Source organism: Seohaeicola sp., from assembly GCF_048006315.1.
Classification (GTDB): Bacteria; Pseudomonadota; Alphaproteobacteria; order Rhodobacterales; family Rhodobacteraceae; genus Seohaeicola.
The window spans coordinates 297,681-323,717 of the sequence record NZ_CP180350.1; the positions used below are offsets into that span (position 1 = coordinate 297,681).

At 64.0% G+C, this 26,037-nt stretch carries 23 protein-coding genes, 1 tRNA gene and 1 pseudogene; 5 read left to right on the top strand and 20 right to left on the bottom strand.

Features of this window, described 5'->3' with window-relative positions; translation table 11 throughout:
* Positions 1–8: 8 nt before the first annotated feature.
* The gene (locus ACMUJL_RS01605) at positions 9–278 is read right to left on the bottom strand and encodes an usg protein (RefSeq protein WP_068295146.1); all 270 of its coding nucleotides are present in this window, start codon (positions 276–278) and stop codon (positions 9–11) included.
* 194 nt (positions 279–472) lie between these two features.
* On the opposite strand from ACMUJL_RS01605, the gene gyrA reads away from it, so the two are divergent.
* Positions 473–3,205 (top strand): DNA gyrase subunit A, encoded by a 2,733-nt coding sequence (gyrA, locus tag ACMUJL_RS01610; protein WP_375570930.1) that lies wholly within the window; start codon positions 473–475, stop codon positions 3,203–3,205.
* 145 nt (positions 3,206–3,350) lie between these two features.
* A complete protein-coding gene (locus ACMUJL_RS01615) occupies positions 3,351–3,701 on the top strand; it encodes a DUF6614 family protein (protein WP_375570928.1) in 351 nt (116 codons plus the stop codon).
* Between the two features lie 6 nt (positions 3,702–3,707).
* Here the strand turns inward: ACMUJL_RS01615 and ACMUJL_RS01620 are convergent, their stop codons facing one another.
* From ACMUJL_RS01620 to ACMUJL_RS01630, 3 genes are read right to left on the bottom strand one after another with little or no spacing between them, the layout of a single operon-like run.
* Positions 3,708–5,195, bottom strand: a complete 1,488-nt coding sequence (locus ACMUJL_RS01620; RefSeq protein ID WP_375570926.1) for a carboxypeptidase M32 — start codon at positions 5,193–5,195, stop codon at positions 3,708–3,710.
* A complete protein-coding gene (ctaA, locus tag ACMUJL_RS01625; RefSeq protein WP_375570924.1) occupies positions 5,192–6,340 on the bottom strand; it encodes a heme A synthase in 1,149 nt (382 codons plus the stop codon). Before ctaA ends, ACMUJL_RS01620 begins: the two co-directional genes overlap by 4 nt.
* Positions 6,341–6,394: 54 nt before the next feature.
* Positions 6,395–7,138 (bottom strand): RNA methyltransferase, encoded by a 744-nt coding sequence (locus ACMUJL_RS01630; protein ID WP_375570922.1) that lies wholly within the window; start codon positions 7,136–7,138, stop codon positions 6,395–6,397.
* Between the two features lie 138 nt (positions 7,139–7,276).
* Here ACMUJL_RS01630 and ACMUJL_RS01635 point away from each other — a divergent pair, with 138 nt between their 5' ends.
* On the top strand, positions 7,277–7,912 hold the full coding sequence (locus ACMUJL_RS01635) for a thiamine phosphate synthase (RefSeq protein ID WP_068295134.1): 636 nt from the start codon (positions 7,277–7,279) through the stop codon (positions 7,910–7,912).
* A 21-nt stretch (positions 7,913–7,933) separates the two neighbouring features.
* Here ACMUJL_RS01635 and ACMUJL_RS01640 read toward each other — a convergent pair whose 3' ends face one another.
* The 3 genes from ACMUJL_RS01640 to ACMUJL_RS01650 form a co-directional block, all read right to left on the bottom strand.
* Positions 7,934–8,767 (bottom strand): lysophospholipid acyltransferase family protein, encoded by an 834-nt coding sequence (locus ACMUJL_RS01640; RefSeq protein WP_375570919.1) that lies wholly within the window; start codon positions 8,765–8,767, stop codon positions 7,934–7,936.
* Positions 8,764–9,552 (bottom strand): GNAT family N-acetyltransferase, encoded by a 789-nt coding sequence (locus ACMUJL_RS01645; protein ID WP_375574042.1) that lies wholly within the window; start codon positions 9,550–9,552, stop codon positions 8,764–8,766. The genes ACMUJL_RS01640 and ACMUJL_RS01645 overlap by 4 nt, the downstream gene beginning before the upstream one ends.
* 157 nt (positions 9,553–9,709) lie before the next feature.
* Positions 9,710–9,898, bottom strand: a complete 189-nt coding sequence (locus ACMUJL_RS01650) for a DUF3553 domain-containing protein (RefSeq protein WP_082896452.1) — start codon at positions 9,896–9,898, stop codon at positions 9,710–9,712.
* Between the two features lie 56 nt (positions 9,899–9,954).
* On the opposite strand from ACMUJL_RS01650, the gene ACMUJL_RS01655 reads away from it, so the two are divergent.
* Positions 9,955–10,524 carry a histidine phosphotransferase family protein gene (locus ACMUJL_RS01655; RefSeq protein WP_375570917.1) on the top strand — a complete coding sequence of 190 codons (570 nt, stop codon included), beginning with the start codon at positions 9,955–9,957 and terminating at the stop codon, positions 10,522–10,524.
* A 6-nt stretch (positions 10,525–10,530) separates the two neighbouring features.
* Here the strand turns inward: ACMUJL_RS01655 and ACMUJL_RS01660 are convergent, their stop codons facing one another.
* From ACMUJL_RS01660 to ACMUJL_RS01695, 8 genes and pseudogenes are all read right to left on the bottom strand, one after another.
* A complete protein-coding gene (locus ACMUJL_RS01660; RefSeq protein ID WP_375570915.1) occupies positions 10,531–11,796 on the bottom strand; it encodes a glutamate-5-semialdehyde dehydrogenase in 1,266 nt (421 codons plus the stop codon).
* A gap of 67 nt (positions 11,797–11,863) precedes the next feature.
* Positions 11,864–12,961, bottom strand: coding sequence for a glutamate 5-kinase (proB, locus tag ACMUJL_RS01665; RefSeq protein WP_068295315.1), 1,098 nt, complete (start codon positions 12,959–12,961; stop codon positions 11,864–11,866).
* Between the two features lie 26 nt (positions 12,962–12,987).
* Positions 12,988–14,028 carry a GTPase ObgE gene (obgE, locus tag ACMUJL_RS01670; protein ID WP_375570913.1) on the bottom strand — a complete coding sequence of 347 codons (1,041 nt, stop codon included), beginning with the start codon at positions 14,026–14,028 and terminating at the stop codon, positions 12,988–12,990.
* 32 nt (positions 14,029–14,060) lie between these two features.
* Positions 14,061–14,600, bottom strand: coding sequence for a GNAT family N-acetyltransferase (locus ACMUJL_RS01675; RefSeq protein WP_375570911.1), 540 nt, complete (start codon positions 14,598–14,600; stop codon positions 14,061–14,063).
* A 279-nt stretch (positions 14,601–14,879) separates the two neighbouring features.
* Complete coding sequence (gene rpmA / locus ACMUJL_RS01680) at positions 14,880–15,149, bottom strand: 50S ribosomal protein L27 (protein WP_416914090.1); 270 nt, start codon at positions 15,147–15,149, stop codon at positions 14,880–14,882.
* 48 nt (positions 15,150–15,197) lie between these two features.
* Positions 15,198–15,644, bottom strand: a pseudogene (gene rplU / locus ACMUJL_RS01685) (50S ribosomal protein L21); the annotation flags it as partial.
* Positions 15,645–15,895: 251 nt separating this feature from the next.
* The gene (locus ACMUJL_RS01690) at positions 15,896–16,795 is read right to left on the bottom strand and encodes a hypothetical protein (RefSeq protein ID WP_375570908.1); all 900 of its coding nucleotides are present in this window, start codon (positions 16,793–16,795) and stop codon (positions 15,896–15,898) included.
* 1 nt (position 16,796) lies between these two features.
* Positions 16,797–17,693: a DUF2059 domain-containing protein gene (locus ACMUJL_RS01695; RefSeq protein WP_416914091.1), complete on the bottom strand. Its 897-nt coding sequence runs from the start codon at positions 17,691–17,693 to the stop codon at positions 16,797–16,799.
* Between the two features lie 215 nt (positions 17,694–17,908).
* On the opposite strand from ACMUJL_RS01695, the gene ACMUJL_RS01700 reads away from it, so the two are divergent.
* Positions 17,909–17,998 (top strand) — tRNA-Ser (locus ACMUJL_RS01700).
* Positions 17,999–18,093: 95 nt separating this feature from the next.
* Here the strand turns inward: ACMUJL_RS01700 and ACMUJL_RS01705 are convergent.
* The 5 genes from ACMUJL_RS01705 to ACMUJL_RS01725 form a co-directional block, all read right to left on the bottom strand.
* Positions 18,094–21,726: a Hint domain-containing protein gene (locus ACMUJL_RS01705; RefSeq protein ID WP_416914092.1), complete on the bottom strand. Its 3,633-nt coding sequence runs from the start codon at positions 21,724–21,726 to the stop codon at positions 18,094–18,096.
* A gap of 372 nt (positions 21,727–22,098) precedes the next feature.
* Entirely contained in the window at positions 22,099–23,028 is a 930-nt protein-coding gene (locus tag ACMUJL_RS01710; RefSeq protein WP_375570902.1) for a type II secretion system F family protein, read from the bottom strand.
* Positions 23,029–23,066: 38 nt separating this feature from the next.
* Positions 23,067–24,014, bottom strand: a complete 948-nt coding sequence (locus ACMUJL_RS01715) for a type II secretion system F family protein (RefSeq protein ID WP_375570900.1) — start codon at positions 24,012–24,014, stop codon at positions 23,067–23,069.
* A gap of 9 nt (positions 24,015–24,023) precedes the next feature.
* Complete coding sequence (locus ACMUJL_RS01720; protein ID WP_375570898.1) at positions 24,024–25,463, bottom strand: CpaF family protein; 1,440 nt, start codon at positions 25,461–25,463, stop codon at positions 24,024–24,026.
* A 25-nt stretch (positions 25,464–25,488) separates the two neighbouring features.
* Positions 25,489–26,034 (bottom strand): L,D-transpeptidase, encoded by a 546-nt coding sequence (locus tag ACMUJL_RS01725; protein WP_416914093.1) that lies wholly within the window; start codon positions 26,032–26,034, stop codon positions 25,489–25,491.
* Positions 26,035–26,037: the final 3 nt, after the last annotated feature.

The following is a 26,037-nucleotide window of genomic DNA, read 5'->3' on the forward strand; positions in this document are numbered from 1 at the left end:
CGCGCGGTTCAGTGCAGCCGGAATTCCCCGACGACGTTGCGCCATTCCCCCGGCGAGATCATCTTGCGGTGCGTGAAGCGCACCGAATGCAGCGGGCCCTCGATCTCGGCCTGCCAGAAGGCGATGAACTTGAACAGGCGCGGATGATCCGGGGCCAGATCGTAATCCTGCCAGACAAAACTGTTCAGCACATTGCGGTAATCGGGCATGCGGTAGAAGAATTCCGCCGTGGTCAGTCCATAGCCCTTCAGCATCAGTTCGGTATCGGAAACCTGCATCCTGTCACCTGTTGTCACAACTCGATACTGAAATCATGCCAACATTGATTTACTTTTCAACGAAAACAATATGTTAGCAATTGATTGCCCCGGCTGCCAATGCTGGGGGGCTTGCGCCATTGCACCCCATATCCTGCCTCTGATATAGTCCTGCCAACAAGATATTGTGAAACTGGACAGAGCGGGCAAATCACGTGAACGATACGCCGGAAACCCCTGAAAACGAAGACGAAAACACGCCTGCGCGTGTGGTCTACGACGGGCCCACCATCTCGATCACCGAGGAGATGAAGACCTCCTATCTCGATTACGCCATGAGCGTGATCGTCAGCCGCGCGATTCCCGATCTGCGGGATGGCCTGAAACCCGTGCACCGGCGCATCCTCTATGCGATGCACGAGGTCGGCAATACCCATGACAAGCCCTATCGCAAGTCGGCCCGCCCGGTCGGTGACGTGATGGGCAAGTACCACCCGCACGGTGACAGTGCGATCTATGACGCGCTGGTGCGGATGGCGCAGGATTTCTCGATGTCGCTGCCGCTGCTGGACGGTCAGGGCAACTTCGGCTCCATGGATGGCGATAACGCCGCCGCCATGCGCTATACCGAGGTGCGCATGGACAAGCCCGCCGCTTTCCTGCTGGCCGATATCGACAAGGACACGGTCAATTTCCAGGACAACTATGACGGCAAGGACCGCGAGCCCACGGTTCTGCCCGCGCGTTTTCCGAACATGCTGGTCAATGGTGCGGGTGGTATCGCGGTCGGCATGGCCACCAACATCCCGCCGCATAACCTTGGCGAGGTTGTGGATGCCACGCTGGCGCTGATCGACAACCCGGATCTGACCTCGGAAGACCTGATCGAATATGTGCCGGGGCCCGATTTTCCGACAGGCGGCCTGATGCTGGGCCGTTCCGGCGCGCGCAAGGCCTATCTGGAAGGGCGCGGCAGCGTCATCATCCGCGCCAAGACCAAGGTCGAGGAACTGCGCAAGGACCGCTATGCCATCATCGTCGAGGAAATCCCCTACCAGGTGAACAAGGCCGCGATGATCGAAAAGATCGCCGAACAGGTCCGCGAGAAGAAGATCGAAGGCGTGGCCCATGTGCAGGATGAAAGCGACCGCAACGGCGTGCGCGTGGTCATCGAACTCAAGCGCGACGCCACCCCAGAGGTGGTGCTGAACCAGCTTTACCGCTTCACGCCGATGCAGACCTATTTCGGCTGCAACATGCTGGCGCTGAACGGCGGGCGACCCGAACAGCTGACGCTGCTGCGATTCCTGTCCAGCTTCGTCGAATTCCGCGAAGAGGTCGTTGCCCGTCGCACGGCCTACGAGCTGCGCAAGGCGCGTGAACGCAGCCATATCCTGTGCGGTCTGGCCGTGGCCGTCACCAATGTCGACGAGGTCGTGGCGACGATCCGCGCCTCGGCCGATGCGGCCGATGCCCGCGACAGGCTGATGAGCCGCGCCTGGCCCGCCCGCGATATCGCCGAATACATCCGCCTGATCGACGATCCGTCCCACACCGTGAACGAGGATGGCACCTATTACCTGTCCGAGATCCAGGCACGTGCCATTCTGGAGCTGCGCCTGCAGCGCCTGACGCAACTGGGCGTCAAGGAAGTCACGGACGAGTTGCAGGAACTGGCGGCAAAGATCCGAGAATACCTTGAAATCCTGGCCAGCCGCGAGCGGATCATGGGCATCATCTCGGACGAGCTGCGCGAGGTGAAGGAACTGTTCGCCGTGCCGCGCCGCACCGAGATCGTCGACTGGGCCGGCGACATGGATGACGAGGACCTGATCGAGCGCGAGGACATGGTCGTGACCATCACCTCGGGCGGCTATATCAAGCGCACGCCGCTGGCCGATTTCCGCGCCCAGAAGCGCGGCGGCAAGGGCCTGTCGGGGATGCAGACCAAGGAAGAGGATGTGGTCACCACCCTCTTCGTGGCCAACACCCATGACCAGCTGTTGTTCTTCACCACCGACGGCATGGTCTACAAGCTCAAGACATGGCGGCTGCCGCTGGGCGGGCGTACATCGAAGGGCAAGGCGATCGTCAACATCCTGCCGATCCCGACCGGCGTCTCCATCGCCGCGATCATGCCCGTGGACCGTCCCGATACCGAATGGGACGATCTGCAGATCGTTTTCGCCACTTCGGCGGGCGATGTGCGGCGCAATGCGCTGTCGGATTTCACCAATGTGATGCGCAACGGCAAGATCGCCATGAAACTGCCCGATGGCGTTGAACTTGTGAACGCGCGCATCTGTTCGGAAGATGACGACGTGATGCTGGTCACGGATTCGGGCCGCGCGATCCGCTTCTCCACCACCGATGTGCGGGTCTTCAAGGGGCGCGATTCCACCGGTGTGCGGGGGATCCGGCTGCAGGGCGATGACCGCGTCGTGTCGATGTCCGTGATCCGTCATTTCGAGGCCGGGGCCGACGAACGCGCCGCCTATCTCAAGATGCGCCGCCTTGTCGCCGGTGTGACGGAAGAGACAGAGAGCGACGAGGACGAGGGCAACGCCGACGCCGGGATCAGCCAGGAACGCTATGCCGAGATGTCGGCGGCGGAAAACCTGATCCTGACGATCACCGCCAACGGTGCGGGCAAGCTGTCGTCCAGCCACGATTACCCGGTGCGCGGACGCGGCGGCATGGGCGTGACGGCGATGGACAAGGCTATGCGCGGCGGTGCGCTGGTCGCCTCCTTCCCGGTCGAAATGGATGACCAGGTGATGCTGGCCACCTCCAAGGGGCAGTCGATCCGGGTGCCGGTGGATGGCATTTCCTTCCGCTCGCGTTCGGCGGGTGGCGTCAAGGTGTTCAACACCGGCGCGGGCGAGATCGTAGTCTCGGTGGCCCGGATCGCCGATCAGGGTGACGACGAAGCGGCCGAGGCCGAATAGGCGGCAGGTTCTTCTTGCGTGAAATATCCTCGGAGGGTCAAACCCGCAGGGTTTGGAAGGGGGGCAGACAGCCCCCCTTTCGCGTCTTAACCGCCTGGTAAGACAGCCTGTGGCAGGGTGACGGTTCTGCAACGCGGGTAGGCACATGAACCTCTACAGCTGTTCCATCGACATCAAGGATGATGCAAAGGCACTGGCCTTTGCCAATGCGGTCGATCAATGGATGACGCATCTGAAAAGCGAAGGCGTGATCGAAGACTGGCGATTGCTGCGGCGCAAGCTGAACCTCGCCTCGGATTGCCATCGTGACTTCCTGCTGGAGGTCGAGGTCAGGGATCTGGCCCAACTGGATCAGGCCTTCCGGATGCTCGGACGGCATGACGACCATGTCGCCAGCCTGTACCGGGCCGTCAACACGCTGGTGGCGGATGCGCGTTTCGCGCTTTACCGCCCTTTCCCGGATCCCGAAAGATCGGAACGCATGGCGCTGATCTGATCCGCCCTACAGGGCGTAAAGACCGCTGAACTTGTCCTGCAGATAGGCCAGCAGCGGCGCCTCGGAGGGCTCCATTCCCGATGCACGGGCAATCACCTCGCGCGGGGTGTAAAGCCCGCCGTGGCGTTGCACGTTCTCGCGCAGCCAACCGGTGGCCCCCGTGGTGTCACCCTGCGCCAACTGCCCCTCCAGATCGGGCAGTGCCATGCGCATCGCCTGATGCAGGCAACCTGCATAGACATTGCCCAGGCTATAGGTCGGGAAATAACCGAACAGTCCCACGGACCAATGCACATCCTGCAGGCAGCCGTTGGACGGCCTGTCAACCGCAAAGCCGAAATCGGCCAGGAACCGGTCATTCCAGGCGCCTTCCAGGTCCGCGACAGCCAGATCGTCCGCGATCAGCGCACGTTCCAGGTCGAACCGCAAAAGCACATGCAGGTTGTATTGCACCTCGTCCGCCTCGGTGCGGATGAAGCCGTTGTGCAGCCGGTTCACGGCGGCGAAGAACGCATCCTCATCCGGGATGCCGAAATCGCCGAAAGCGTCACGCATCTGACCGTAAAGCCAGCCGGTAAAGGCCCGGCTGCGGCCGATCTGGTTTTCATAGATGCGGCTCTGGCTTTCATGCACGCCCATCGACACGCCCTGCCCCAGCGGTGTCAGCGCATAGGCGGCATCGATCCCCTGCTCGTAGCAGGCATGCCCGACCTCGTGGATGGTCGAATAGAAACAGTTGAACGGCTCGACCGGGTTGGTGCGGGTGGTGATCCGCACATCGCGCCCCGACCCGCTCGAGAAGGGATGCACGGCCTTGTCCAGACGCCCGATGGTGAAGTCATAGCCAAAGGCGCGGGCAAGCTTGTCGGTCAGCTGCATTTGCGCGGCCTCGTCGAAACGGCCCTCTACCGCCTTGGGTGCAGGGCGGGCCAGACAGGCGGCGCGCAAATCGACCAGGGGCGCGCGGAGCGCCGTGAACATCGCCTCGAGGTCGGCGGCTTTCGCGCCGGGCTCATAGTCATCCAGCAGCGCACCATATGGATCGCCCCCTGCGGCCAGGGCGGCTGCCTCCTCGCGTTTCAGGGTCACGATCCGTTCCAGCACCGGCAGAAAGGCGGCGACATCCTCGGCGGCGCGCGCCTGGGCCCATTGGCCTTGGGCGCGGCTGGTGACGCGGGCCAGTTCTTCGGCCAGAGCGGCGGGCAGCTTGCGCGCGCGCTCGAAGTTGCGCCGCACATGGCGCAATTGCGCACGGGCCACGGCATCCAGCGCGGCATCGTCGATCGCGGCCAACCAGTCGCCGATGCGCGAATCGGTGCGCCGGGCATGCAGGACGGATTCCATCGCCGCCATTTCCTCGGACCGCTGATCGGCGGCACCCCGTGGCATCATGGTTTCCTGGTCCCACCCCAGCCGACCGGCGACCTGGCCCAGGGCGAAGGTGGTGCGCTCATGCGCCATCAGGGCATCAAAGGCGCCGGCTGCATTGCTCATGCCCGTGCCCCCCGGATCGAGGTCACGACCGGATAGGCCGACAGGTGGCGCGCCCGCAGGATCAGCACCCAGAGGATCACGGCCAGGATCTGGTGCGCGATGGCGATCTCCCAGATCGCGCCGGTCATCACGGTCACGATCCCCAGGACGATCTGTGCCACCAGCGCCCCGAAGGCCAGGGTGAAGGCCTGCCGTGTTGCCTCATGCGCGCTTTTGCGGCCGCGCAGCCAGACCACGATCCCGAAGATCAGCAGAAGGTATCCGCTGACACGGTGGATGAACTGCACAAGGCCCGGATTTTCAAAGAAATTGGTCCAGAGCGGTTCCAGCATGAAGGGGTTGGGCGGGATCACCTGCCCGCCCATCAGCGGCCAATCCGTATAGGACCGGCCCGCGTCGATCCCGGCAACCAGCGCGCCCAGGATGATCTGCAGGAAGGCGAAATGCATCCAGCCGGTGGACAGGCGGAACAGCTTGTCCTCCTTGGCGCGGCGCGCCTGCAGCAGGTCACGTTCGCTGCGGCCCAGCTGGAACACATACCAGGCGATGAAGCCGAGGATGATGAAGGCCAGACCCAGATGCGTTGCCAGCCGGTAACTTGCGACGCTGGTCATGCTGCCGGTCAGCCCCGAGGCCACCATCCACCAGCCGACAGCGCCCTGCAGCCCGCCAAGCGCGCCGATGAACAGAAGACGCGGCGTCCAGCCTGTCGGGATCTTGCGCGCCAGCAGGAAGCCCAGGAACCCGAGCCCCCAGACCAGCCCGATCACACGGCCCAGTTGGCGGTGGCCCCATTCCCACCAGTAGATGAATTTGAAATCCTCAAGCTCCATCCAGCGGTTCTGGATCTGGAACTGCGGGATCTGCTGGTACTTGGCGAATTCGGCCTGCCAATCGGCCTCGTTCAGCGGCGGGATCGCGCCCGTCAGGGGGCGCCATTCGGTGATGCTGAGGCCGCTGTCGGTCAACCGGGTCAGACCGCCCACGGCGATCATCACCATCACCATCGCGAACAGAACCATCAGCCAGGCCCGGATCGCGCCGCGCGCGCCTGACGTGCCCTTGTCGATCAGCCCGCCCTGCGGTGTTGCGGCCTGCGGCCTGTCGGTTGCAACCTCTTCGAAAATCGCGCGTTTCTTGGTCATCGTCGTCTCCTGTCGGTGGCGAACCTAGGGCCTCAACCGGGCTTCGTCCAGAACCTAACCCCTGTCTTTCCAGCGCACCATTTGACGCAGGATGCCGTGCAGGGTCTGCACGTCGGCGCGGGTCAGGCGCATCCGGGACCACAGGTTGCGCAGGTTCAGCTTCATGCTGTCGGCCTTGGTCTCGGGAAAGAAGAAGCCCGCCTGTTCCAGCGTGTCCTCGTAATGGCGGGCCAGGGCCTCGACCTCGGTGCCATTGGCCCAGTCGGTGCGCCCCATCTCGATGGCTTCATGCTGCACCTGTTCGACCTGGCGGCGCCATTCATAGGCGGTCAGCAAAACGCATTGCGCAAGGTTCAGGCTGGGAAACTCGGGATTGACCGGGACCGAGATGATGGCATTGGCCTGGGCCACATCCTCGTTCTCAAGGCCAGCGCGTTCCGGCCCGAACAGCACGGCGACCTTTTCGCCGCGCGCGACCATTTCGGCGGCCAGTTGCATGGCGCGTTCGGGGCTGTAGACCGGCTTGGTCAGCCCCCGGATCCGAGCGGTCGTGGCGAAGGTAAAGGTCGTGTCGGCAAGGGCACCCGGCAGATCCGCATGCAGCTGCGCCTCGTCCAGCAGACGGCCTGCCCCGCTGGCCATGGCGACCGCGCGGCTGTTGGGCCAGCCGTCGCGCGGCCCCACCACATGCATCCGGTCCAGCCCGAAATTCCACATGGCGCGGGCGGCGGCGCCGATGTTTTCGCCCATCTGCGGGCGCACGAGGACAAAGGCGGGTTGGGGCGTTGGACTGGGCATCGGCATCTCCGGCAAGGCTGGCGCGTGATACGCCAAGCCCGCCCGGTTTCCAAGCGGCAAGCGACCTGTCTTGCCCGATGGTCAAAGCCGAAATTCCCCGTTATGACACCTGCATGACCTTGAAGGAGCCCGACCGGAATGGCCGATACGCCTGACGCCCCGCAACAGCCGCAACTCTACCTGATCACGCCGCCCAGTTTCGACCTGGAGGTTTTCCCCGATCTGCTGTCTCGTGCGCTTGACGCGCAGGAGGTCGCTTGCGTGCGCCTGGCCCTGGCCAGCAAGGACGAGGACAATGTCGCGCGTGCCGCCGACGCGCTGCGGGAGGTGACCCATGCGCGCGACGTGGCGCTGGTGATCGAGAGCCATGTTCTGATGGTGGAACGCCTTGGGCTGGACGGTGTCCATCTGACCGACGGGGCGCGATCGGTGCGCAAGGTCCGCAAGGACCTTGGCCCCGATGCGATCGTTGGCGCATTCTGCGGCGTGCAACGGCACGAGGGCATGACCGCAGGCGAAGCCGGGGCGGATTACATCAGCTTTGGCCCGGTCGGGATCAGCCCCCTGGGCGATGGCAGCCGCGCCGATCTTGATATCTTCGAATGGTGGTCCGAGATCATCGAGGTGCCGGTCGTGGCCGAAGGCGCCCTGACCGAGGATCTGATCCGCACCCTTGCCCCGATCACCGATTTCATCGCCCTGGGCGACGAGATCTGGTCGGCATCGGATCCGGTGGCGGAACTGACGCGCCTGAGCCGCGCGATGCAGATCTGAGCCTCTGCGCCGGCGCCTGCGTCAATCCTGCGCCAAGCCATGCAGCAGACCGTCCCGAACGGTCTGTTCGACATGGGCGGTCAGTGACTTGCGGTTGGGAAAGGCATCGACCCGGACGGGCGCGTGATAGATCACCTCGACCCGCCCGTTGCGCGGGGCGGCCAGCACCTTGACCAGATGCGGCCCGAATCCCATCTCGCCCCACCAGCCGTAGAAACGGGGATCTTCCCTTTCGGGCGCGACATAGAGCAGGGTCACCGGCTGGATGAACAGCCGATGCTTCAACTCGTCCGAAAAGAACGCCTGGAACAGGGTGGACTTGAAGGGAAGCACCAGCATCCCGTCGGTCGATGTGCCCTCGGGAAAGAACAGCAGCTTGTGGCCTGCCAGCAGGCGGCGTTCGAACAGGACCTGCTGGCGGCGCGCGTCGCGCGGATCGCGGTTGATGAACAGCGTCCCCGTCGCCCGCGCAAGCCAGCCGATGCCCGGCCAGCCCGCCACCTCGGATTTCGAGACGAAATAGATCCGCTTGCGCGCGTTCAGCGCGAAAATGTCCAGCCATGAGACATGATTGGCCACCACGGCGCCGCGCTCCTGCATGGGTTTGCCGCGCACCACATGCCCCATGCCCAGGATCACGAAGGCACACCGGCAGACAATCTGCGTCAGAAAGGGTGTGACGGGCCGGTGCAAGCCGAACAGCGGGCGCTCGATCAGGCGCAACACAAGCATCAGGCCAAGACCGCCGAAGGTCAGGCTGCCCAGCACCGCGCCGCGCAGCAGCAGCCGCACCCAGCCGGCGGGCGTCAGGGGGCTGGCCGGCGGTTCCGGCGGCGGGGTCCAGGCCTGGGTCATGGCTGCACCGGACGGGCCGGGACCGGCCGGGTATAGATGGCGCGCTGGCTTTCGTTCATCCGCGCCACATCCAGGATCAGGCAGACATCGGTCGTGTTGAAGGCCCGGTCGATGAAGGCGCCCTGCCCCACGAAACCGCCCAGCCGCAGATAGGCCTTGATCAGCGCGGGCACCGCCAGCATCGCAGCGCGCCGGTCCAGACTGTCGGGCGCGATCAGGTCCATCGCGGTCGCACCCGGCGCGCGCGCCGTGACGCGCAGATCGGCCGGGGCCAGGTGACGGTGGTGCAGCAGCGACAACGGCGCCGCCAAAGCCTGCGGATCGGTGCCGTGAAAGCTGGCGACGCCGAACAGCACCTCGATCCCATGGGCATCGACGTAATCCGCCAGCGCATGCCAGAGGTGGAACATCCCCATGCCGCCCCTGTAGGCCGGATGCAGGCAGGAACGCCCCAGTTCCAGCAGGCGCCGCCCGCTGGCCCTGAGCGGGGCAAGATCATATTCATCCTCGGAATAGAACTGGCCCGCCGCCACCGCCTGATCCGCGCGCAGCAAGCGGTAGACGCCCACCACCTGATCGGCGACCGGTCGCGCCTGATCCAGCAACAGCAGATGATCGAAAAACGGATCAAACCTGTCCTGTTCGCGGCGATTGACGTGATCGACCATGTCGCCCCCGCCGCCAAGCTCGGCCACGAAGACCTCGTAGCGCAGGCGCTGCGCCGCGTGCAGATCCGACTGATCCGAGGCCAGTCTGACGGCGAATTGCGGCGGGGCTTCGGTCATGTCGCGGCCGGGTATTGAGGGCATTCAGCCGTTTCTAGGAAACTGGCCCGGTGAAGGCAACCGTTGCCGCAGCGGCCACAGGTCGAGGCATCCACGATAAGTCCTTCCCAAGGCACGAAAACATGGCGCGGCGCCACTTTCAGTAACCTTTTGTTAACTAGTTTGGGTGATCAAATATGGGCAGAAGACCGATCCGGGAGCCATCAATGACAACCTTTCCGGCTTCGGGAAAATTGACGGTGATCCGACCCGCGATATTGGATTGCACTTGCCCCACCCCCCAGTCAGGTTGGTCCGGGTGCCGCACAAGCATTCCCGGCTCCAGTATCGCGTTCAGATCAGACATGTCGCAACCTCGTATCGGAGACATTATTGGGCCACAGTACCCACAATCTGGCCGCCTTGATAGGCTCACGTATCTGCCATGACCTGATCAGCCCGATCGGCGCCATCACCAACGGGCTTGAACTGATGCAGATGTCCGGGGCCGCCTTGACACCGGAACTGGCCCTTGTCTCGGAGAGTGTCGAGAATGCCAATGCGCGCATCCGCTTTTTCCGCGTGGCCTATGGGATGGCATCCGAGCAGCAAATGATGGGGCGGGCCGAAATCGTCAGCATTCTCAAGGCGATGGCGCAAGGCGCACGGGTCAGCTATCATTGGGGACCGCTTGAGGACCTGCCGCGCGTGGAGGTGCGTCTGGCCTTTCTGGCCCTGCAATGCCTGGAAACGGCGATGCCCTATGGCGGGCGCATCAGCCTGACCCGCGAGGCCGGGCTCTGGGCGATCAGCGGCAGCGCCGACAAGCTGCGCCAGATCCCCGACCTGTGGGCGGCGCTGGAGACGCAGGGCAGCGGGATCGAGGTCAGCCCGTCTGAGGTGCAGTTCGCGCTGCTGCCCATCCTGCTGCAGGAGGCCGGCCGCCGGACCAGCCTGCGCATCACCGAGCATGATATCCTGCTGCGCTACTGATCCCGATCAGGACCGGATCGTGCCTTGCCCGGTTACCAGGTATTTGAAACTGGTCAGCTGTTCGGCCCCCACGGGGCCGCGCGCATGCAGCTTGCCCGTCGCGATCCCGATCTCGGCCCCCATGCCGAATTCCCCGCCATCGGCGAACTGGGTCGAGGCATTGTGCATCAGGATCGCGCTGTCCAGACGCTCGAAGAAATGCGCGACGGCCTCCGGGTCTTCGGTCAGGATGCAATCGGTATGGTTCGACCCATAGCGCCGGATATGACCCAAGGCCGCGTCGATGTCATCCACCACGCGCGCGGCGATGATGCTGTCCAGATATTCGCAGCCCCAATCCGCCTCCGTGGCGGGCACGGTGCCCGGTATCGCCTGCAGAATTTCATCGGCGCGCACCTCGACGCCCGCCGCCAGCAGGTCGCGGATCAGATCCGCGCCCAGGGTTGCGGCGATGTCGCGGTGGATCAGCAGGCATTCTGCGGCACCGCAGATGCCGGTGCGGCGTGTCTTGGCGTTCAGCACCACGCGGCGCGCCACCTCTGGATCGGCGGCGGCATCGACATAGACATGCACGATCCCTTCCAGATGGGCAAAGACGGGCACGCGCGCCTCGCGCTGGACAAGGCCCACCAGACCCTTGCCACCGCGCGGCACGATCACATCGATCCATTCGGTCATGCGCAGCATCGCCGTCACGGCCTCGCGGTCGCGGGTGGGGACAAGCTGGATCGAATCCTCGGGCAGGCCAGCAGCGCGCAGCCCCGCCACCAGGCAGGCGTGGATCGCGCCGGAGGAGTGGAAGCTTTCCGAACCACCCCGCAGGATCACCGCGTTGCCCGCCTTGAGGCAAAGCGCGCCCGCATCGGCCGTCACATTGGGCCGGCTTTCATAGATCACCCCGATCACACCCAGAGGCGTCGCCACGCGCCGGATATGCAGCCCGTTGGGACGGTCCCATTCGGCCAGCACGCGGCCCACGGGATCGGCCTGCGCCGCCACGGCGCGCAGACCCGCCGCGATGGCCTTGATCCGGCTTTCGTCCAGCATCAGCCGGTCCATCATCGCGGGGCTCAGCCCCTTGTCGCGGCCATGGTCCAGATCACGGGCATTGGCGGCGATGATCGCATCGGTCTGCGCCTCGATCGCATCAGCCGCGGCCATCAGCGCCTGCGCCTTGGCGTCCGATGGGGCAAAGGCCAGATCCGCCGCGGCCGCGCGCGCGCGGCGGCCGATCTCGTTCATCTGGGCAGTGAGGTCCTGGCTTTGCATCATGGGTCAGTGGTCCGTTCAAGGGCCGGATGCCTCCGGCGGGGATATTTGGCGCAAGAAGAAGGCAGGGTCAGAGCGCCATGTCATCGCGATGGATCAGCGCGGCGCGCCCCGGATAGCCCAGTAGCGTCTCGATCTCGTCGCTGCGGTGGCCGCGGATCAGGGTTGTTTCGGCAGCGGTATAACGGATCAGGCCCTGGCCCAGTGCGGCGCCGTCAGGCCCGAGAATGGCCACGGGATCACCCCGCCCGAACCGTCCCGTCACGGCGGTGACACCGGCGGGCAAAAGGCTTTTGCCGCTGGCCAGCGCGCGGGCGGCGCCTGCATCCAGTGTCACCTCGCCGCGCGGCTTCATGGCGGCGATCCAGCGCTTGCGCGCGGCTTGCGGGTCTTCGGTGGCCGTGAACCATGTGGCGCGCGCGCCCTGTTCCAGGGCCTGCAGCGGCCGCATCACCGAGCCTTCGGTGATCGCCATGGCGCAGCCGGCAGAGGTGGCGGTGCGCGCCGCCATCAGCTTGGTCTTCATGCCGCCCTTGGACAGGCCCGATCCCGCATCGCCGGCCATCGCCTCGATCTGCGGGGTGATCCGGTCGATCACGGGGAAATGCCGCGCATCAGGGTCCTGTTGCGGGTTGGCGGAATAGAACCCGTCCACATCCGACAGCAGCACCAGCTGATCCGCACCCACGGTCACGGCAACCTGTGCGGCCAGCCGGTCGTTGTCGCCATAGCGGATCTCGTCGGTGGCGACGGTATCGTTCTCGTTCACGATGGGCACAACGCCAAGGCCGATCAGCATCTCCATCGTCGCGCGCGAGTTCAGATAGCGGCGCCGGTCGGTGCTGTCTTCCAGTGTCACAAGCACCTGCCCCGTGGTGATGCCATGGGGCGCGAGCACTTCCTCGTAGGCGCGGGCCAGCCTGATCTGTCCGACGGCCGCGGCGGCCTGCGATTGCTCCAGGGCCAGCGTGGTGGACGGCAAGCCGAGCACGCCCCGCCCCAGGGCGATCGAACCCGATGAGACCAGAACCACGTCCACGCCCAGCGACTTGAGCCAGACCACATCCCGGGCCAGTGCCGCCAGCCAGTCCTGGCGCAGCTGGCCAGTGGCGCGATCCACCAGCAGGGCCGAGCCGATCTTGACCACGACGCGTCGCGCGGCGGACAAGCGAAGGGAAGATGTGATCGCTTCGCTCAGGGGCGCCACGGCTGATCCTCGTCGGCTTCTTCCTGTTTCATCCGCAGCCGGTCGGCGGTGATCTGCGCGCGCACCGCGCGCAGCACCTCGGGCACACCTTCGCCGGTGACGCCGGACAGCATCAGGACCGGCCCGCCCGCCTCGGCCTCGAGTGCGGCGCGCGCCTCGGCGCGTTCCTCGTCATCCAGCGCGTCGATCTTGTTCAGGGCCGTGACACGCGGCTTGTCGGCAAGATCCCCGCCATAGAGTTCAAGTTCGGTGATGATGGCGCGGTAATCCTCGGCCACGGTTTCGGATGTCCCGTCGACCAGATGCAGCAGCACGGCACAACGTTCCACATGGCCGAGGAACCTGTCCCCCAGCCCCTTGCCCTCGGACGCGCCCGCGATCAGACCGGGAATGTCGGCCATGACGAATTCGGCATTGTCGATACCCACGACACCAAGGTTCGGATGCAGTGTCGTGAAGGGATAATCCGCGATCTTCGGCCTTGCGTTGGACACGGCTGCCAGAAAGGTGGATTTACCCGCGTTGGGCAGGCCCAGAAGCCCCGCATCCGCGATCAGCTTGAGCCGCAGCCAGAGCGTGCGGTCGACGCCTTCCTGGCCGGGGTTGGCCCGGCGCGGCGCCTGGTTGGTCGAGGTCTTGAAATGCAGGTTGCCCCAGCCGCCATTGCCGCCGCGCGCCAGCAACACGCGCTGGCCGACCTCGGTCATGTCTGCGACGACGGTTTCCTCGTCCTCGTCCAGGATCTCGGTGCCGACGGGCACGCGCAGCACGATGTCATCGCCATCCTTGCCGGTGCGTTGCCGCCCCATGCCAGGCTGGCCGTTCTGCGCGAAGAAATGCTGCTGGTAGCGGAAATCGATCAGCGTGTTCAGACCGTCCACCGCTTCGACCCAGACCGAACCGCCGCAGCCGCCATCGCCGCCATCGGGTCCGCCGAATTCGATGAACTTTTCGCGCCGGAAGCTGACAGAGCCGCCGCCGCCCGAACCGGACCGGATATAGACCTTTGCGAGATCAAGAAATTTCATGGTCTTCCCCTATCGCAAAGGCGCTGCCCTGCTCAATCAAGTTTTCGGCTGTAGGTCCATGTCGCAACCTTGGCGCCGCGTGCGACCGAAAAGGTTTCGGCATCGCCCAGGTATTCGAACCCGCAATTTGTCAGGACACGGGCCGAAGCCGGGTTGTCCTGAAAGACTTCGGCGAACATCGTGCGGCAGTTCCGCGGATTGGCCGCCACAAGCGCCGCCACGGCAGCCGAGGCCACGCCCGAGTTCCAGTAGGCCGGCGCCACCCAATAGCTGACTTCGGACTGGTTGCGATCCATCGGCGCAAGGCTGATCAGCCCCATCACCTCGGGTCCGCCATGCCGGCTGCCATCCATCGCCCAGACATCCTCGGTCCGATTCGGGTCCATCGCACGTTTCACGAAGGCCTCGATCGCCCCGGGTGGCAGGGGATGGGGGATCGCGCGCGTATTCATCGCCACACGACGGTCCGCGCCATACATCTCGATCAGGCCCTTGTCGGACATGCGCAGCGGGCGCAGGTCGAACCGCTCGGTGTCAATCACCGGCTGGGCGTAGATGGGATCGATCTTCATCGGCCTTCTCCTCCGAAAATGCGTTGTACCGAATACCTGCCGGGTCTGCGACCCCTGTGGCGTCGTCACTGTTTACGCCCGCCCCTGTTTCCCTCCCCGGAAACACTGGCAGGACTGGCATCGGGCTGGTCCTGTCTGTGACATCACTGCATGGCAGTTCTGTGAATATATGTGGTCCGGATCCTGACGCCGCCGCAGGCCCGTTCCGAGGCATGCGGAAAAGGAAAAGGGGACCGGCGGTCTTGCCGGTCCCCTGATGCATGTCACCTGAAGAACGGCTTACTCAGCGGCCTCCGCCACCGGCAGAACCGAAATGAAGGTGCGGCCCTTGAGGCCCTTGTGGAAGGTCACCTTGCCTTCGGTCGTGGCGAAGATCGTGTGGTCACGACCGATGCCAACGCCCTCGCCCGGCCACCACTTGGTGCCGCGCTGACGCACGATGATGTTGCCGGCAATCGCGGCCTGGCCGCCGAACAGCTTGACGCCAAGGCGCCGGCCGTCAAAATCGCGACCGTTGCGGGAGGAACCGCCTGCTTTCTTGTGTGCCATGGGGGATTACTCCTTGGTCTCGGCCGCTTTTTTCGCGGCGCGTTTCGGTTTCGCGGCGGTCTCGCCTTCGGCGGCAGCGGGGGCTTTCGCCTTTGCGGCCTTCTTGGCGGGTGCGGCTTCGGCAACGGCGGCCACGGCGGGCGCCTGGCCGGTTGCGGCTTTCACGCCGGTCTTGTCAGCGCCCGATGCCAGGATCTCGGTGATCCGGACGAGGGTCAGCTTCTGACGGTGACCCTTGGTGCGCTGCGAGCCATGCTTGCGGCGACGCTTGACGAAGTGGATGACTTTCTCACCCTTGATCTGGTCGATCACTTCGGCCTGCACGGCGGCACCTGCCACCATCGGCGCCCCCAGAACGGTGGTCTCACCGCCCAGCATCAGCACGTCGTTGAATTGAACTGTTTCACCTGCGTCAGCGGCCAGTTTCTCCACGCGCAGCGTATCGCCGGCCTGGACCTTGTACTGTTTGCCGCCGGTTTTCAGAACCGCGAACATATCTGTCTTCCCTTGTTTCCGCGTCCTGTGGTCCCCGACCGGGTGTTTCGGCCGCATCCCCCCTTGGGAAGGTCTGCCAGCCACCTCGAACAGCGCGCCCTTGCGGACGATTGTGAATAATCAACACGGCAGAAGCACTGCGCCCCTTCCGAGATGGCGGCTTATGCGGCGCATCTGGCCGGAAGTCAAGGGGCTAGGCGGGCATTCCGCGCGCCTGTTTCATCCCGGTCTGGCGACGCGGCCAAGGCCGGTCAGAGGTCTTCGGTCAGCATCTGTGCCGCGATCGCAAGGCCCAGGGCATGGGACAGGGTTCCATACATCGCATCGAAGGCGGTGAACAGCGCGCGGTTCATGGCCCGGCCCGGCGGGGTCAGCGACAGATCGGCATAGCCGCTGATCTGCGATGCCTCCAGCGGCTGGTAGGCCAGCATCAGGAAGGCATAGAGCCATTCGCGGGTTTCGGCGTGCGTCTCGTCTTCCTGCTCCCAGACGTCGGACAGGATCTCGCCCTCGGACATCTCCAGCGCGCCCCCTTCGATCAGGCCGCGATAGAACAGCATGTTGGCATTCATCGCGCCCATGACGTTGAAGCCGATCAGGTCGTTCGCCTCGACATAGGCTTCGATGGCCGACAGATGCGGATCGATATCCCGCGGGCTGGGCGCGTCCAGATCCGCCGCGACCCGGCGAAACGCCTCGCGCGCGGTTTCCTCGATGTCTTCGTCCATGAAGGCGCGCCGCGCGGCGATCTCGAGCGCCACGATCTGCCGCCCGGTGTCGCCTTCGAAGAAGCGGATCAATGGCTCGGGGTCAGCCGCGCCGAAAGCCTCGCGGAAACCTGCACGCACAAGTTCGGACATCGCCGCCTCGTCATAGATGCGATCCACCTGCCTGTCCCAGACCGGCCCGCCCTGCCCCGCCAGCATGTCCCGGCCAAGCTCGCCGCCATAGGCAAGCCCTTCCTCGCGCATGATAAGGACGATCTCATCCATGCCCATCAGGTCCATGAGGTGGCTGATCCGGTCGCTGCCCTGCGCGCCCTTGGCCTGCGCGGGCGGGAGCAGCGGGGCAAGCAGCCCCAGAAACAGGACAACCGGCAGCAGCAGGCCAGCCATTGCCCGGATGCAGCTGGTGATCAGGCGGCCGCGCATGTCACAATTCCTCGCCGGGATGCAGATCGGCCATGCGGCGGGCCAGAACCTCGAAACGGTTGGCCATGATCTCGTACTGGATGCCGTTCATCAGCTCGTAGACGCGCTGCATCTTGGGATGTTCCAGCGCTGCGACATAGGCTTCAAGGTCGTCATCCGAAAACGACTGGTAGACATGGGCGGCATGGATCAATCCGCTTTGGCGCATCCTCTGGCGCAATTCGCCGCGCTGATCGGCCATCAGGCTGCGCAGCGCGGGCTCGTCCAGTTCCATCGGCAGCACACCGGCGGCCGAGGCGCTGAGCAGGAAGCGCACCTGTATTTCCTCGACCGCGCGGACGGATGTATTCTGCGGATCGATGGCAGGACCCATCCGCTGCAGGATGATCAGGCGCGGCGCGCCTGTCCGCACAAGGTCGGCGATGATCTCTTCGCCATCGGCGCGCGCGGCCTCGGCGTCATCGGACAGATGCGCCGCATTCTCGACCGCAACCAGCCGTTGCCCCAGATCGGATGCGTAGAAATCGACGGCATGGGTCAGCAAGTCGTCTTCCAGCGCCCGTGCAAGAATGCTGATCGCCATGTCATGCATCAGCTCCGTGTCGAAAATCTCGGCCACCGAGCGCGACCAGTCACCGCCGAATTCCGATACGTCGCGGCCCAGCATCAGCGGCGCATCGCCGGCTGACAGGGCAATCGATTCCAGCGCCTTGTCAAAACCCGTGACGCTCAGAAACGCCTCGAGCCTGTCGCGGCCCGGCGCTTCTTGCGCGCGCAGGGGAACGGCCTGGCCAAGGGCGAGTGTCAGGAGCAGCACGCCAAGGGCCATCCGCCACATCAGGATCAGGCCAGCCGGACCAGAGCCGAAACGTGACGGGTGCATTGTGCTGCGGATCATCTGTCTTGCGTCCTTTGTCCTGAAACGGTGCCTTGATGCGGTGCGGAACCAGCCGCCCCTGCGCCAGAGCCTAAGCCATTTGTCTGGGCAGACAATGCAAAACCGGGTGAGGTTTGAAAACCGGCCGGGTCGCTGCCGAAAAGTAACCGGAAAGAATTGCGAAAAGCCCCCTTGCCACCGCCCACGGGAGAGATTAAACGCAGCCACCAGACCGCGGAGAGGTGCCGGAGTGGTCGAACGGGGCGGTCTCGAAAACCGTTGATCCTGCAAGGGGTCCCAGGGTTCGAATCCCTGTCTCTCCGCCAGTCTGGGCATGAAACCATCCTTCTCGACATTCTGATGCCACGGTGCGGTCCGGCGCTTTCGCGCCTCGGGCGGGCTTGCATTGTCGTGGTCCGGTTCAGGCCCCCTGCACGACAGCTTCGCCCAGGTCCTTGAAGGGGGCGAAATCGCGCACGCGCGCCTGCGGCAAGGTGGGAAACAGGCTGAAAAGTTCGTCGCGCGCGGCGACCGCAAGGGAACCGATCGCCTGCGGGCCCGGGTAGAAGCTTTCGGAGGGGGCGCCTGCGGCAAAGACGATCTGATGCGCCTCGAACATCAGGTGGACATAGGTCACGCCGCGACAGCCTTGCATGATGCGCGCACCGGAGCGCGGCAGCCTTGCCAGATGAATTGCGCGGACCAGCGTTTCTTCCCCGTCCCGGCGCACCAGCACCCCGTGTTGGCGCGACACGACCAGAGGGGAATGCGACCGGATCAGCGTTGGCTTGATTTCGATGGGCCGCAGATTTTCATTCCGCGCCAGTTCGGCACGGCCAACCTGGCGCCGACCGATCCAGATCAGGGGCTGCGGCCCGTTATCGCGGGTCAGCACCAGATCGCCGGGCTTGAGGGTTTCGATCGGAACCTCGCCTTTCGGCGTGGCGATCAAAGTGCCGGATGTGAAACAGACAACGCCCGTGTTTTCAACGGTAAAGAAGGATCGGTCAGCGGTCGCACCGGTGAACCGGATGCCTTCGTCATTCGGCGTGCCATTGGTGTCGAACCGGGTGTTGTCCGAATAGTCGACAGCGTTTCCGCGCGTGTCCATCGTGTTGGACTGGTTCAGGACGCCGTCGTCTGCCTGGTCCGCATACAGCTCGGAGATGTGATCGTAATAGCCCGACAGGTCGATGAAATCGTTGTTTTCAACGTCGCCGTCATCAAGCGTGCCGGTGTTGCCGATGTTGAAATCGGTGATCGTGTCCAGCCCGTCACCGGGCATGTAGAAGAAGTAATCATCGCCCTCGCCGCCGGTCAGCAGGTCGTTGCCTGCGCCACCTGCGATGAAATCGCTGCCGCTTCCGCCGTCTATCGTGTCGTCGCCCGCATCGCCGAGGATGATGTCGTTCCCTGCCCCGCCAGACAGGCTGTCACCGGGGTCCCCGGACATGGGTCCGCCACCGGTGATCACGTCGTTGCCGGAGCCCCCGATGATGGTATCGGCACCACCGCCGCCATCAATGAACACCCCGGCGGTGTCGAGGCTTGCATCAACGGCGTCGTTGCCCGAGGTCAGCCTGAACGACTCGATCTCGGAAAAGGTTCCGCTGTCGCCGTCATTGTCGGCATAGGTGCCGCTTTCGGCACCGTCAAAGATGATCGTGACCGCGTCGTTGGCAACGCGGAAATCGAGAATGTCGGTATCGCCCCCACCGACATCCTCGCCGCCCGTGATCGTCGAGGTGCCCAGGCCCGCGACAATCGTGTCGTTGCCGGTTCCGGCGTCGATCGTGTTCCCGCCGTTGCCCTCTCGGATAAGGTCATTGCCCGCGCCGCTATCGACAGTGACGGCTGATGTGCCGAAGGCGGTGAAGGTGTCGTCCTGATCGGTGAGGATGAACCCCTCGATCTCGGAAAAGGTGGCGGTGTCGGTCCCGTCTCGCAGCGTTCCGGCCTCGTTCGCGACATTGACGGTCACACCCGTGCCGGTGAGTGCCGAGGCGTCGATCACGTCGCTGTCGGTTCCGGTTGTCGCGGTCTCGCCGCCGCCGATCGTGTCGTTGCCGAAGCCGTTTGCCAGCAGGAAGGTGTCGGCGTCCCCGCCGCCTTGAATGTTGTCGGCGCCCGTGCCGCCGATGATCGTATCCGATCCGTCACCGCCGAGGATAAGGTCGTTGCCACTGCCGCCGTCGATAAGGTCATCGTCCTGCGCGCCGTCGATGGTGTCGTTGCCGCTGCCGCCATAAGCCGTGTCGGCATCGCCGCCTGCGTTGATCAGGTCGTCACCATCCGCGCCAAAGATCAGGTCGCGTCCCGATCCGCCACGCAGGGTTTCGTTGCCGGAACCGCCATGGATCGTGTCGTCTCCGCCCTGCCCGTCAAACGTGTTGGCGCCGCTGGTGGTTGCGGCATTGAAGACATCGTCACCACCGCCACCATCGACGGTCAGGGCATCGGTCTGCGCGCCGGTATTGATCGTGTCGTCACCTTCGCCCAGGAACACCTGCTCGATCTCGGTGAAGGTCACGGTGCTGACGCCATCCCCGATGGTGCCTGCTTCGGCACCGGAGAAGTCCAGCGTCAGGGGCGTGGCGCCTTCGGCCACGTCCAGCCGGTCGGTATCGGTGCCTGTTGTCGTCGCCTCACCGCCGCGCACGGTGGCATCGCTGAGGGTGCGTATGATGATCGTATCGGCATCGGTGCCGCCGTCGATGGTGTCGTTCCCCCCGCCGAGCGAGAATATCGTATCCGCGCCATCGCCGCCGCTGATCGTGTCATCGCCCTGGAAGGCTGAAATGTTGTCATCACCGGCACCGCCCTCGACGGTGTCATTCCCATCGCCGGCGGCAAGACTGTCGTTGCCTGCACCCCCGAAAAGCGCGTCATTCCCGGCACCACCCGACAGGGTGTCGTCACCACCGCCGCTGGGCGCGACAGGTGTGACCGACACGTTGTCGATGATCAGGTCGCTGTCATTGGTGCCGGTCGATGTCGGGTTGGAAAACCTGAGGGTGACAGTGTCGGTGGGTGCGACGAAGTCCACGGTGATCGTGCGGCCGGTCTCGTTCGCGATCACCTCGGTCTGTTCGGCGATGACCTGACCGTTGGCATCGATCACCCGGATCAGAAGCGTGTGATCTGCTGACCCGCCACTGATATCGAATTCGTATGCGTCCAGTGACAGCGCATAGCGCCCGCCCGCCTGGGTGGCGATTGTCTGCTGCGCCGTGCCGCCGGTGCCGCTGTTGCCGGCGTTGAACGCCATGGCATCGTTGCCATCGACGGTGTAGACATAGGTCCCCGCCCCCGTGGTGGTCCAGCCGTCCGAGCCCGCGTCAAAGTCCGCATTGGTGACCGTGACGGGACCAGCAAGGAAATCATCCCCGTGAAGAATGTCGTCGCCGACACCGCCGTCGATTGAATCGGCACCCGCACCGCCAATGACAAGATCGTTGCCCGCATCACCGGCAAGCGTATCGTTGCCGCCGCCGCCATAGATGCTGTCGTCGCCGCCGTCGCCTGCAAGACTGTCTGCACCGCTGGAGTTCGCGGCGTTCAGCACCTCGTCCCGGTCCGTGCCGTCAAACGCGCCGACCGCGTTTTGCGTATCCGAAAAGTAGATGTCGAAGCCGTTCGTCAGCGTGGTTTCAACATTGATCGAGCTTACCGTTCCGATCAGTGGATCGTCGCCATTGAACGAGGACTCGCCGATCAGGTTGTTGCTACGCGGCACGTCGTTCGGTATCGCGGCGACGCCGAAATTCTGCGACCCGATCGAGATGCCGTCCTTGAGGATCGTGTAGGTCCCGGTATCGTCGATGGAGACGTTCCAGGAGGTCTCGACCCCCTCGTCGATGGCGTTCGGTATCTGGAGGCTATACCGAAACCCGTTTTGGAATACCTCCAGTATGATCGTGTTCGTGTTGGACAGACTTCCGAACCAGATCTTGTTCCTGGTCGTGCCGTCGCCGAAGTCGAACAAGGCCTGGTAGTTGCCCCCGGCGACATTGTCGAAAGTCGCGGTAACGGTTGCCTCGAAAACGGTGGACATCTTTTTTGTGATCCTGCTCGCGCGCTCAGGCCTTTCGCACGAGCGCCTGTTGCTTTCCTTCTTGCGGCGATCAGGCCGCTGCGGTCTGGCGAGAGGGTAATCCGAGCATCCTGAACGCCCGGTAAATCACCGAATTTGATGCTTTTTTGATCAAACTCTGTCTTTTTGCGGAAACGCTGTCTGCATGATCCGCAACCGCGCCCCGAAGGGTTCGGACCGCCTGTCGCTTGCAGAACGTCACCCGCTGATACGCCCGGTATTCCGCCAGATGCAGATCAGATCCCGGATGGGGCGGACAAGTGATTGCAGCGGGTCAATGCACATGCATGACCGCAATCGCCGATGGTCGTAAGCACCGCATTGCGGGTCGCGTCAGTTGCCGCCCGGCGTCATCGTCGAGAACAGTTTCATGATCTGCATCAGGATCGGCACCAGCACGATGATCAGGTTGACCGGAAACAGGAAACCCGCCATCGGAAACAGCATCTTCACCGGCAGGGCATTCGCCTTTTCCTCGGCCTTGATGATCCGGGTCTGGCGCATTTCCTTGCTGAAGACGCGCAGGGTCTTGATCACGCTCGACCCCAGTTCCATCGACTGCCGGAACAGCACGGACAATGTGCGCGCCTCATCCAGCTGGATGCGGGTTGCAAAACTGTTCAGCGCCTCATGCATCGGGCGCCCTGCCCGCACCTCGAGCGAGATGATCGACAGATGTTGGCCGAAGCTTGGCTTGGTGTGCAGGAACTCGTGGGCCACGCGGTCGATGGCCGCCTCGACGCTCATCCCGGAATCCACGCAGACCACCAGAAGGTCCATGAAATCGGGGAACAGGCGCCGATAGGAGGTCTGGTTCGTCTTGGCCTGACGATCCAGGACGGCACTGACAAGAATGAAGACGATCCCGGAGGTCAGCCCCGCCAGCAGCAGCGCCATCGCGGATGACAGCCCCATGGAGAGGTTGACCACCAGATACCACACCAGCGCGAAGACCGCGACGGTGACGGTCAGCCGGATCATCTGGAAAACGCGCTTGGCATCGGGCGAAAAATAACCCGCACGGATCAGGCGCATGTCCAGCCCCTCGGGATCGTTGCGGCGCATCACCTCGTAGTAGTGGCGGATGTTCTCGTTTTCCGAGCCGAAGACCTCTTCGCTTCTGGCGTCGCGCTGCTGTTGCTCGACCGAGACCTGGTCCAGATTGCGGCGGATGTCCCGGCTGCGCGTCACCGCGTTGGCGATGGTGAAGATCAGGATCAGGACCGCGACGAAGACCGCGACAAGGATCAGGCTGTCATTCATTGTGGTTCACCGTTTTCCCGGGTTCAGACGTCATCGGATCAGAAATCGAATTTCACGAGCTTGTAGAGGATGAGCAGTCCAAGCCCCATCATCACCAGGATCGAGACAACGACCTCCGTGCCATAACCGCTATCCCAGACGGGATCGAAATAGGACGGCACCAGGGTCGAGATCAACAGGTACAAAAGAAAGGGAAAAACCGCCATGACCATCGCGGTGATCCGGCCTTCGGCGGAAATCGCGCGGATCTTGTTGCGCAGCATGGACCGGTCGCGGATCATTCCGGACAGGTTTTCAAGGATCTCCGACAGGTTGCCGCCGGTGGTGCGCTGGACGCTGACAGTCACCGCCACCAGGTTCAACTCGTCCGCGCCGACCCTGTCGACCATCCGCAGCATCGCATCGTCAAGTTCCGAGCCGAAGGTCAGCTGATCGCTGAGAATGCCGAATTCGCTGCCGATGGGATCGGGCATCTCGCGCCCGACAAGGGCGATGGCGGTGGTCAGCGGGTGGCCCGACGTCATGCTGCGGACGATGATGTCCAGCGCATCGGGCAGTTGCAGCACGAATTTGGCGATCCGCCCGGCACGCGCCCTCATCACCAGGGCCAGCATCACGCCGGGGCCGATGATCAGCGTCAGGACAATGCGCGGCAAGGCCTCTGCCGACAGCCATGACGCCACAAGCCAGGCCCCCAGCATGATGACCAGCGCATAGGTCAGACGACGTGGCAGGGTCAGCATCAGCCCCGACTGACGATAGAGCCGCGAGACCCACTTCAGCGACAACACGCCACCCCGGCCCAGGCCCCGATCGTTCAGCAGGCTCTGGTAGGTCGACAGATGATCGGCGCCGGACTTGAGGCGCTCAAGTCGCTCGTTGACCTCGCGGCTGGCGCTGCGTGCGCCGAAAAGGCGGCGCAGGATGGCATCCGACAGCAGAAGGACCGCGCCGAAGATGAACCCGTATATGACGATAATCGACATGAAACCCCGTCAGTGCCTTGTGGTCGGATCGAAAATGGACATGTCCACCTTCAAGCCGATCGTGCTGATATCCGTCAGGAAGCGCGGCCTGATCCCGGTCGAGCGGAACTCGCCGATGACGCGGCCGTCTTCGTCCACGCCGATGCGGTTGAACTTCATGATGTCCTGGATCTGGACGACTTCCCCCTCCATCCCGGTCAGTTCCGAAATGGCGGTGACGCGGCGCGTGCCGTCGCGCAAACGCGACAACTGGATGATCAGCTGGATCGCCGATGCGATCTGCGACCGGATGCTGAGCTGCGACATCGGCATGCCGGACATGCCCACCATCTGTTCCATCCGGCTGAGGGCATCACGTGGATTGTTGGCGTGGATCGTGGTCATCGAGCCTTCGTGGCCGGTGTTCATGGCCTGCAGCATGTCGAAAGCCTCGCCGCCGCGCACCTCGCCCACGATGATGCGGTCCGGGCGCATCCGCAGCGCGTTCTTGACCAGATCACGCTGCAGGATCTCGTTGCGGCCATCCAACGTGGGCGGGCGTGTCTCCAGCCGGACGACATGGGGCTGCTGCAGCTGAAGTTCTGCAGCATCTTCGATGGTTACAAGGCGTTCCTCATGCGGAATGAAGGCCGACAACGCGTTCAGCATCGTGGTCTTGCCCGAACCGGTCCCGCCCGAGACGACGATCGACACCTTGCCCTCGACGGCGGCCGCAAGCAACTTGGCCATGCCCTGCGGCAGCGCGCCGTTCTTGACCAGGGTTTCGAGCTGGAAAGGCCGCTTGGAGAATTTCCGGATCGATACCTGCGGCCCGTCCACGGCCACCGGCCGGATCGCGGCGTTGACACGCGAGCCATCGGCAAGACGCGCATCGACAAGGGGCGAGGATTTATCGACGCGCCGCCCGACAGAGGCCACGATCTTGTTGATGATCCGCAGCAGATGCTGTTCATCCTTGAAACGCACATCGGTACGCTTCAGCCGTCCTGCCCGTTCGATGTAGACGGTTCTCGGTCCGACGATCAGGATATCCGAGATCGTGTCATCCTTCAGAAGCGGCTCGATCGGTCCAAGGCCCAGCATTTCATCGCCAAGGTCAGAGACAAGGTTGTCCATCTCCTTGGCGTTCAGCGCCAGGTTCTGCGCCTTCACGTAATCGCGCACCAGGGGGCGCAACTCGTTGTGCAGCTGGGTTTCCTCCATCTGGTCCAGAACCGCGAGGTTGATCTTGTCCAGCAGGAAGCGATGCAGGTTCACCCGCTCCGCGACCAGATCGGGCATGCCCGCATCACCGCCCATGTTGCGCGGCGCGGCCGGCCTTGAGGGCGCGGGCGCCTCGAACAGCGGGCTTGCCGCTGCCGGTTCGGTGGCGGGCGCCGCCGGTGATGGTTTTGTGAACCCGTCCTGGCGTTCCTGATCCGGGGGCTTTCTGAAAAACCGACCTACCACCTTGGATCCTCCCGTCGCATCTTCTTCATTTCACGATCACCTTCGTGCCGACCGCGACCTTGTCATAGAGTTCGATCACATCGGCATTGGTCAGGCGGAAGCAGCCGGAGGTCTCATAGCCGCCCACGGTTTCCGCGCTGTTGGTGCCATGGATCCGGTAAAGCGTGTCCCGCCCCCCGCTGAAGAGATAGATCGCCCTTGCGCCCAATGGGTTATAGGGACCGGAGGGCACGAAACCGGGCAAGGACGGATCGCGGCGGCGCATCTCGGCCGGGGGGCGCCATTCCGGCCACTGCGCCTTGCGTCCCACCGTCGTGGTGCCGGTCCAGACAAAGCCATCGCGCCCGACGCTGATGTCGTAACGTGCGGCCTGGTTGTTGCCCAGCACCAGATGCAGGCTGCGATCGGTGTTGGATATGATGATCGTGCCCGGCGCTTCGCGGCTATCAAAGGCCACGATCCGGCGCGACGTGGGGCCGTGATCGCGCGGCACCCGCTTCAGCTCGGCCATGGCCACCCCGGGCAACAGCACAAGGCCGCACAGGGTCCCAAGCAGTCCGCGACGGGTCACGTG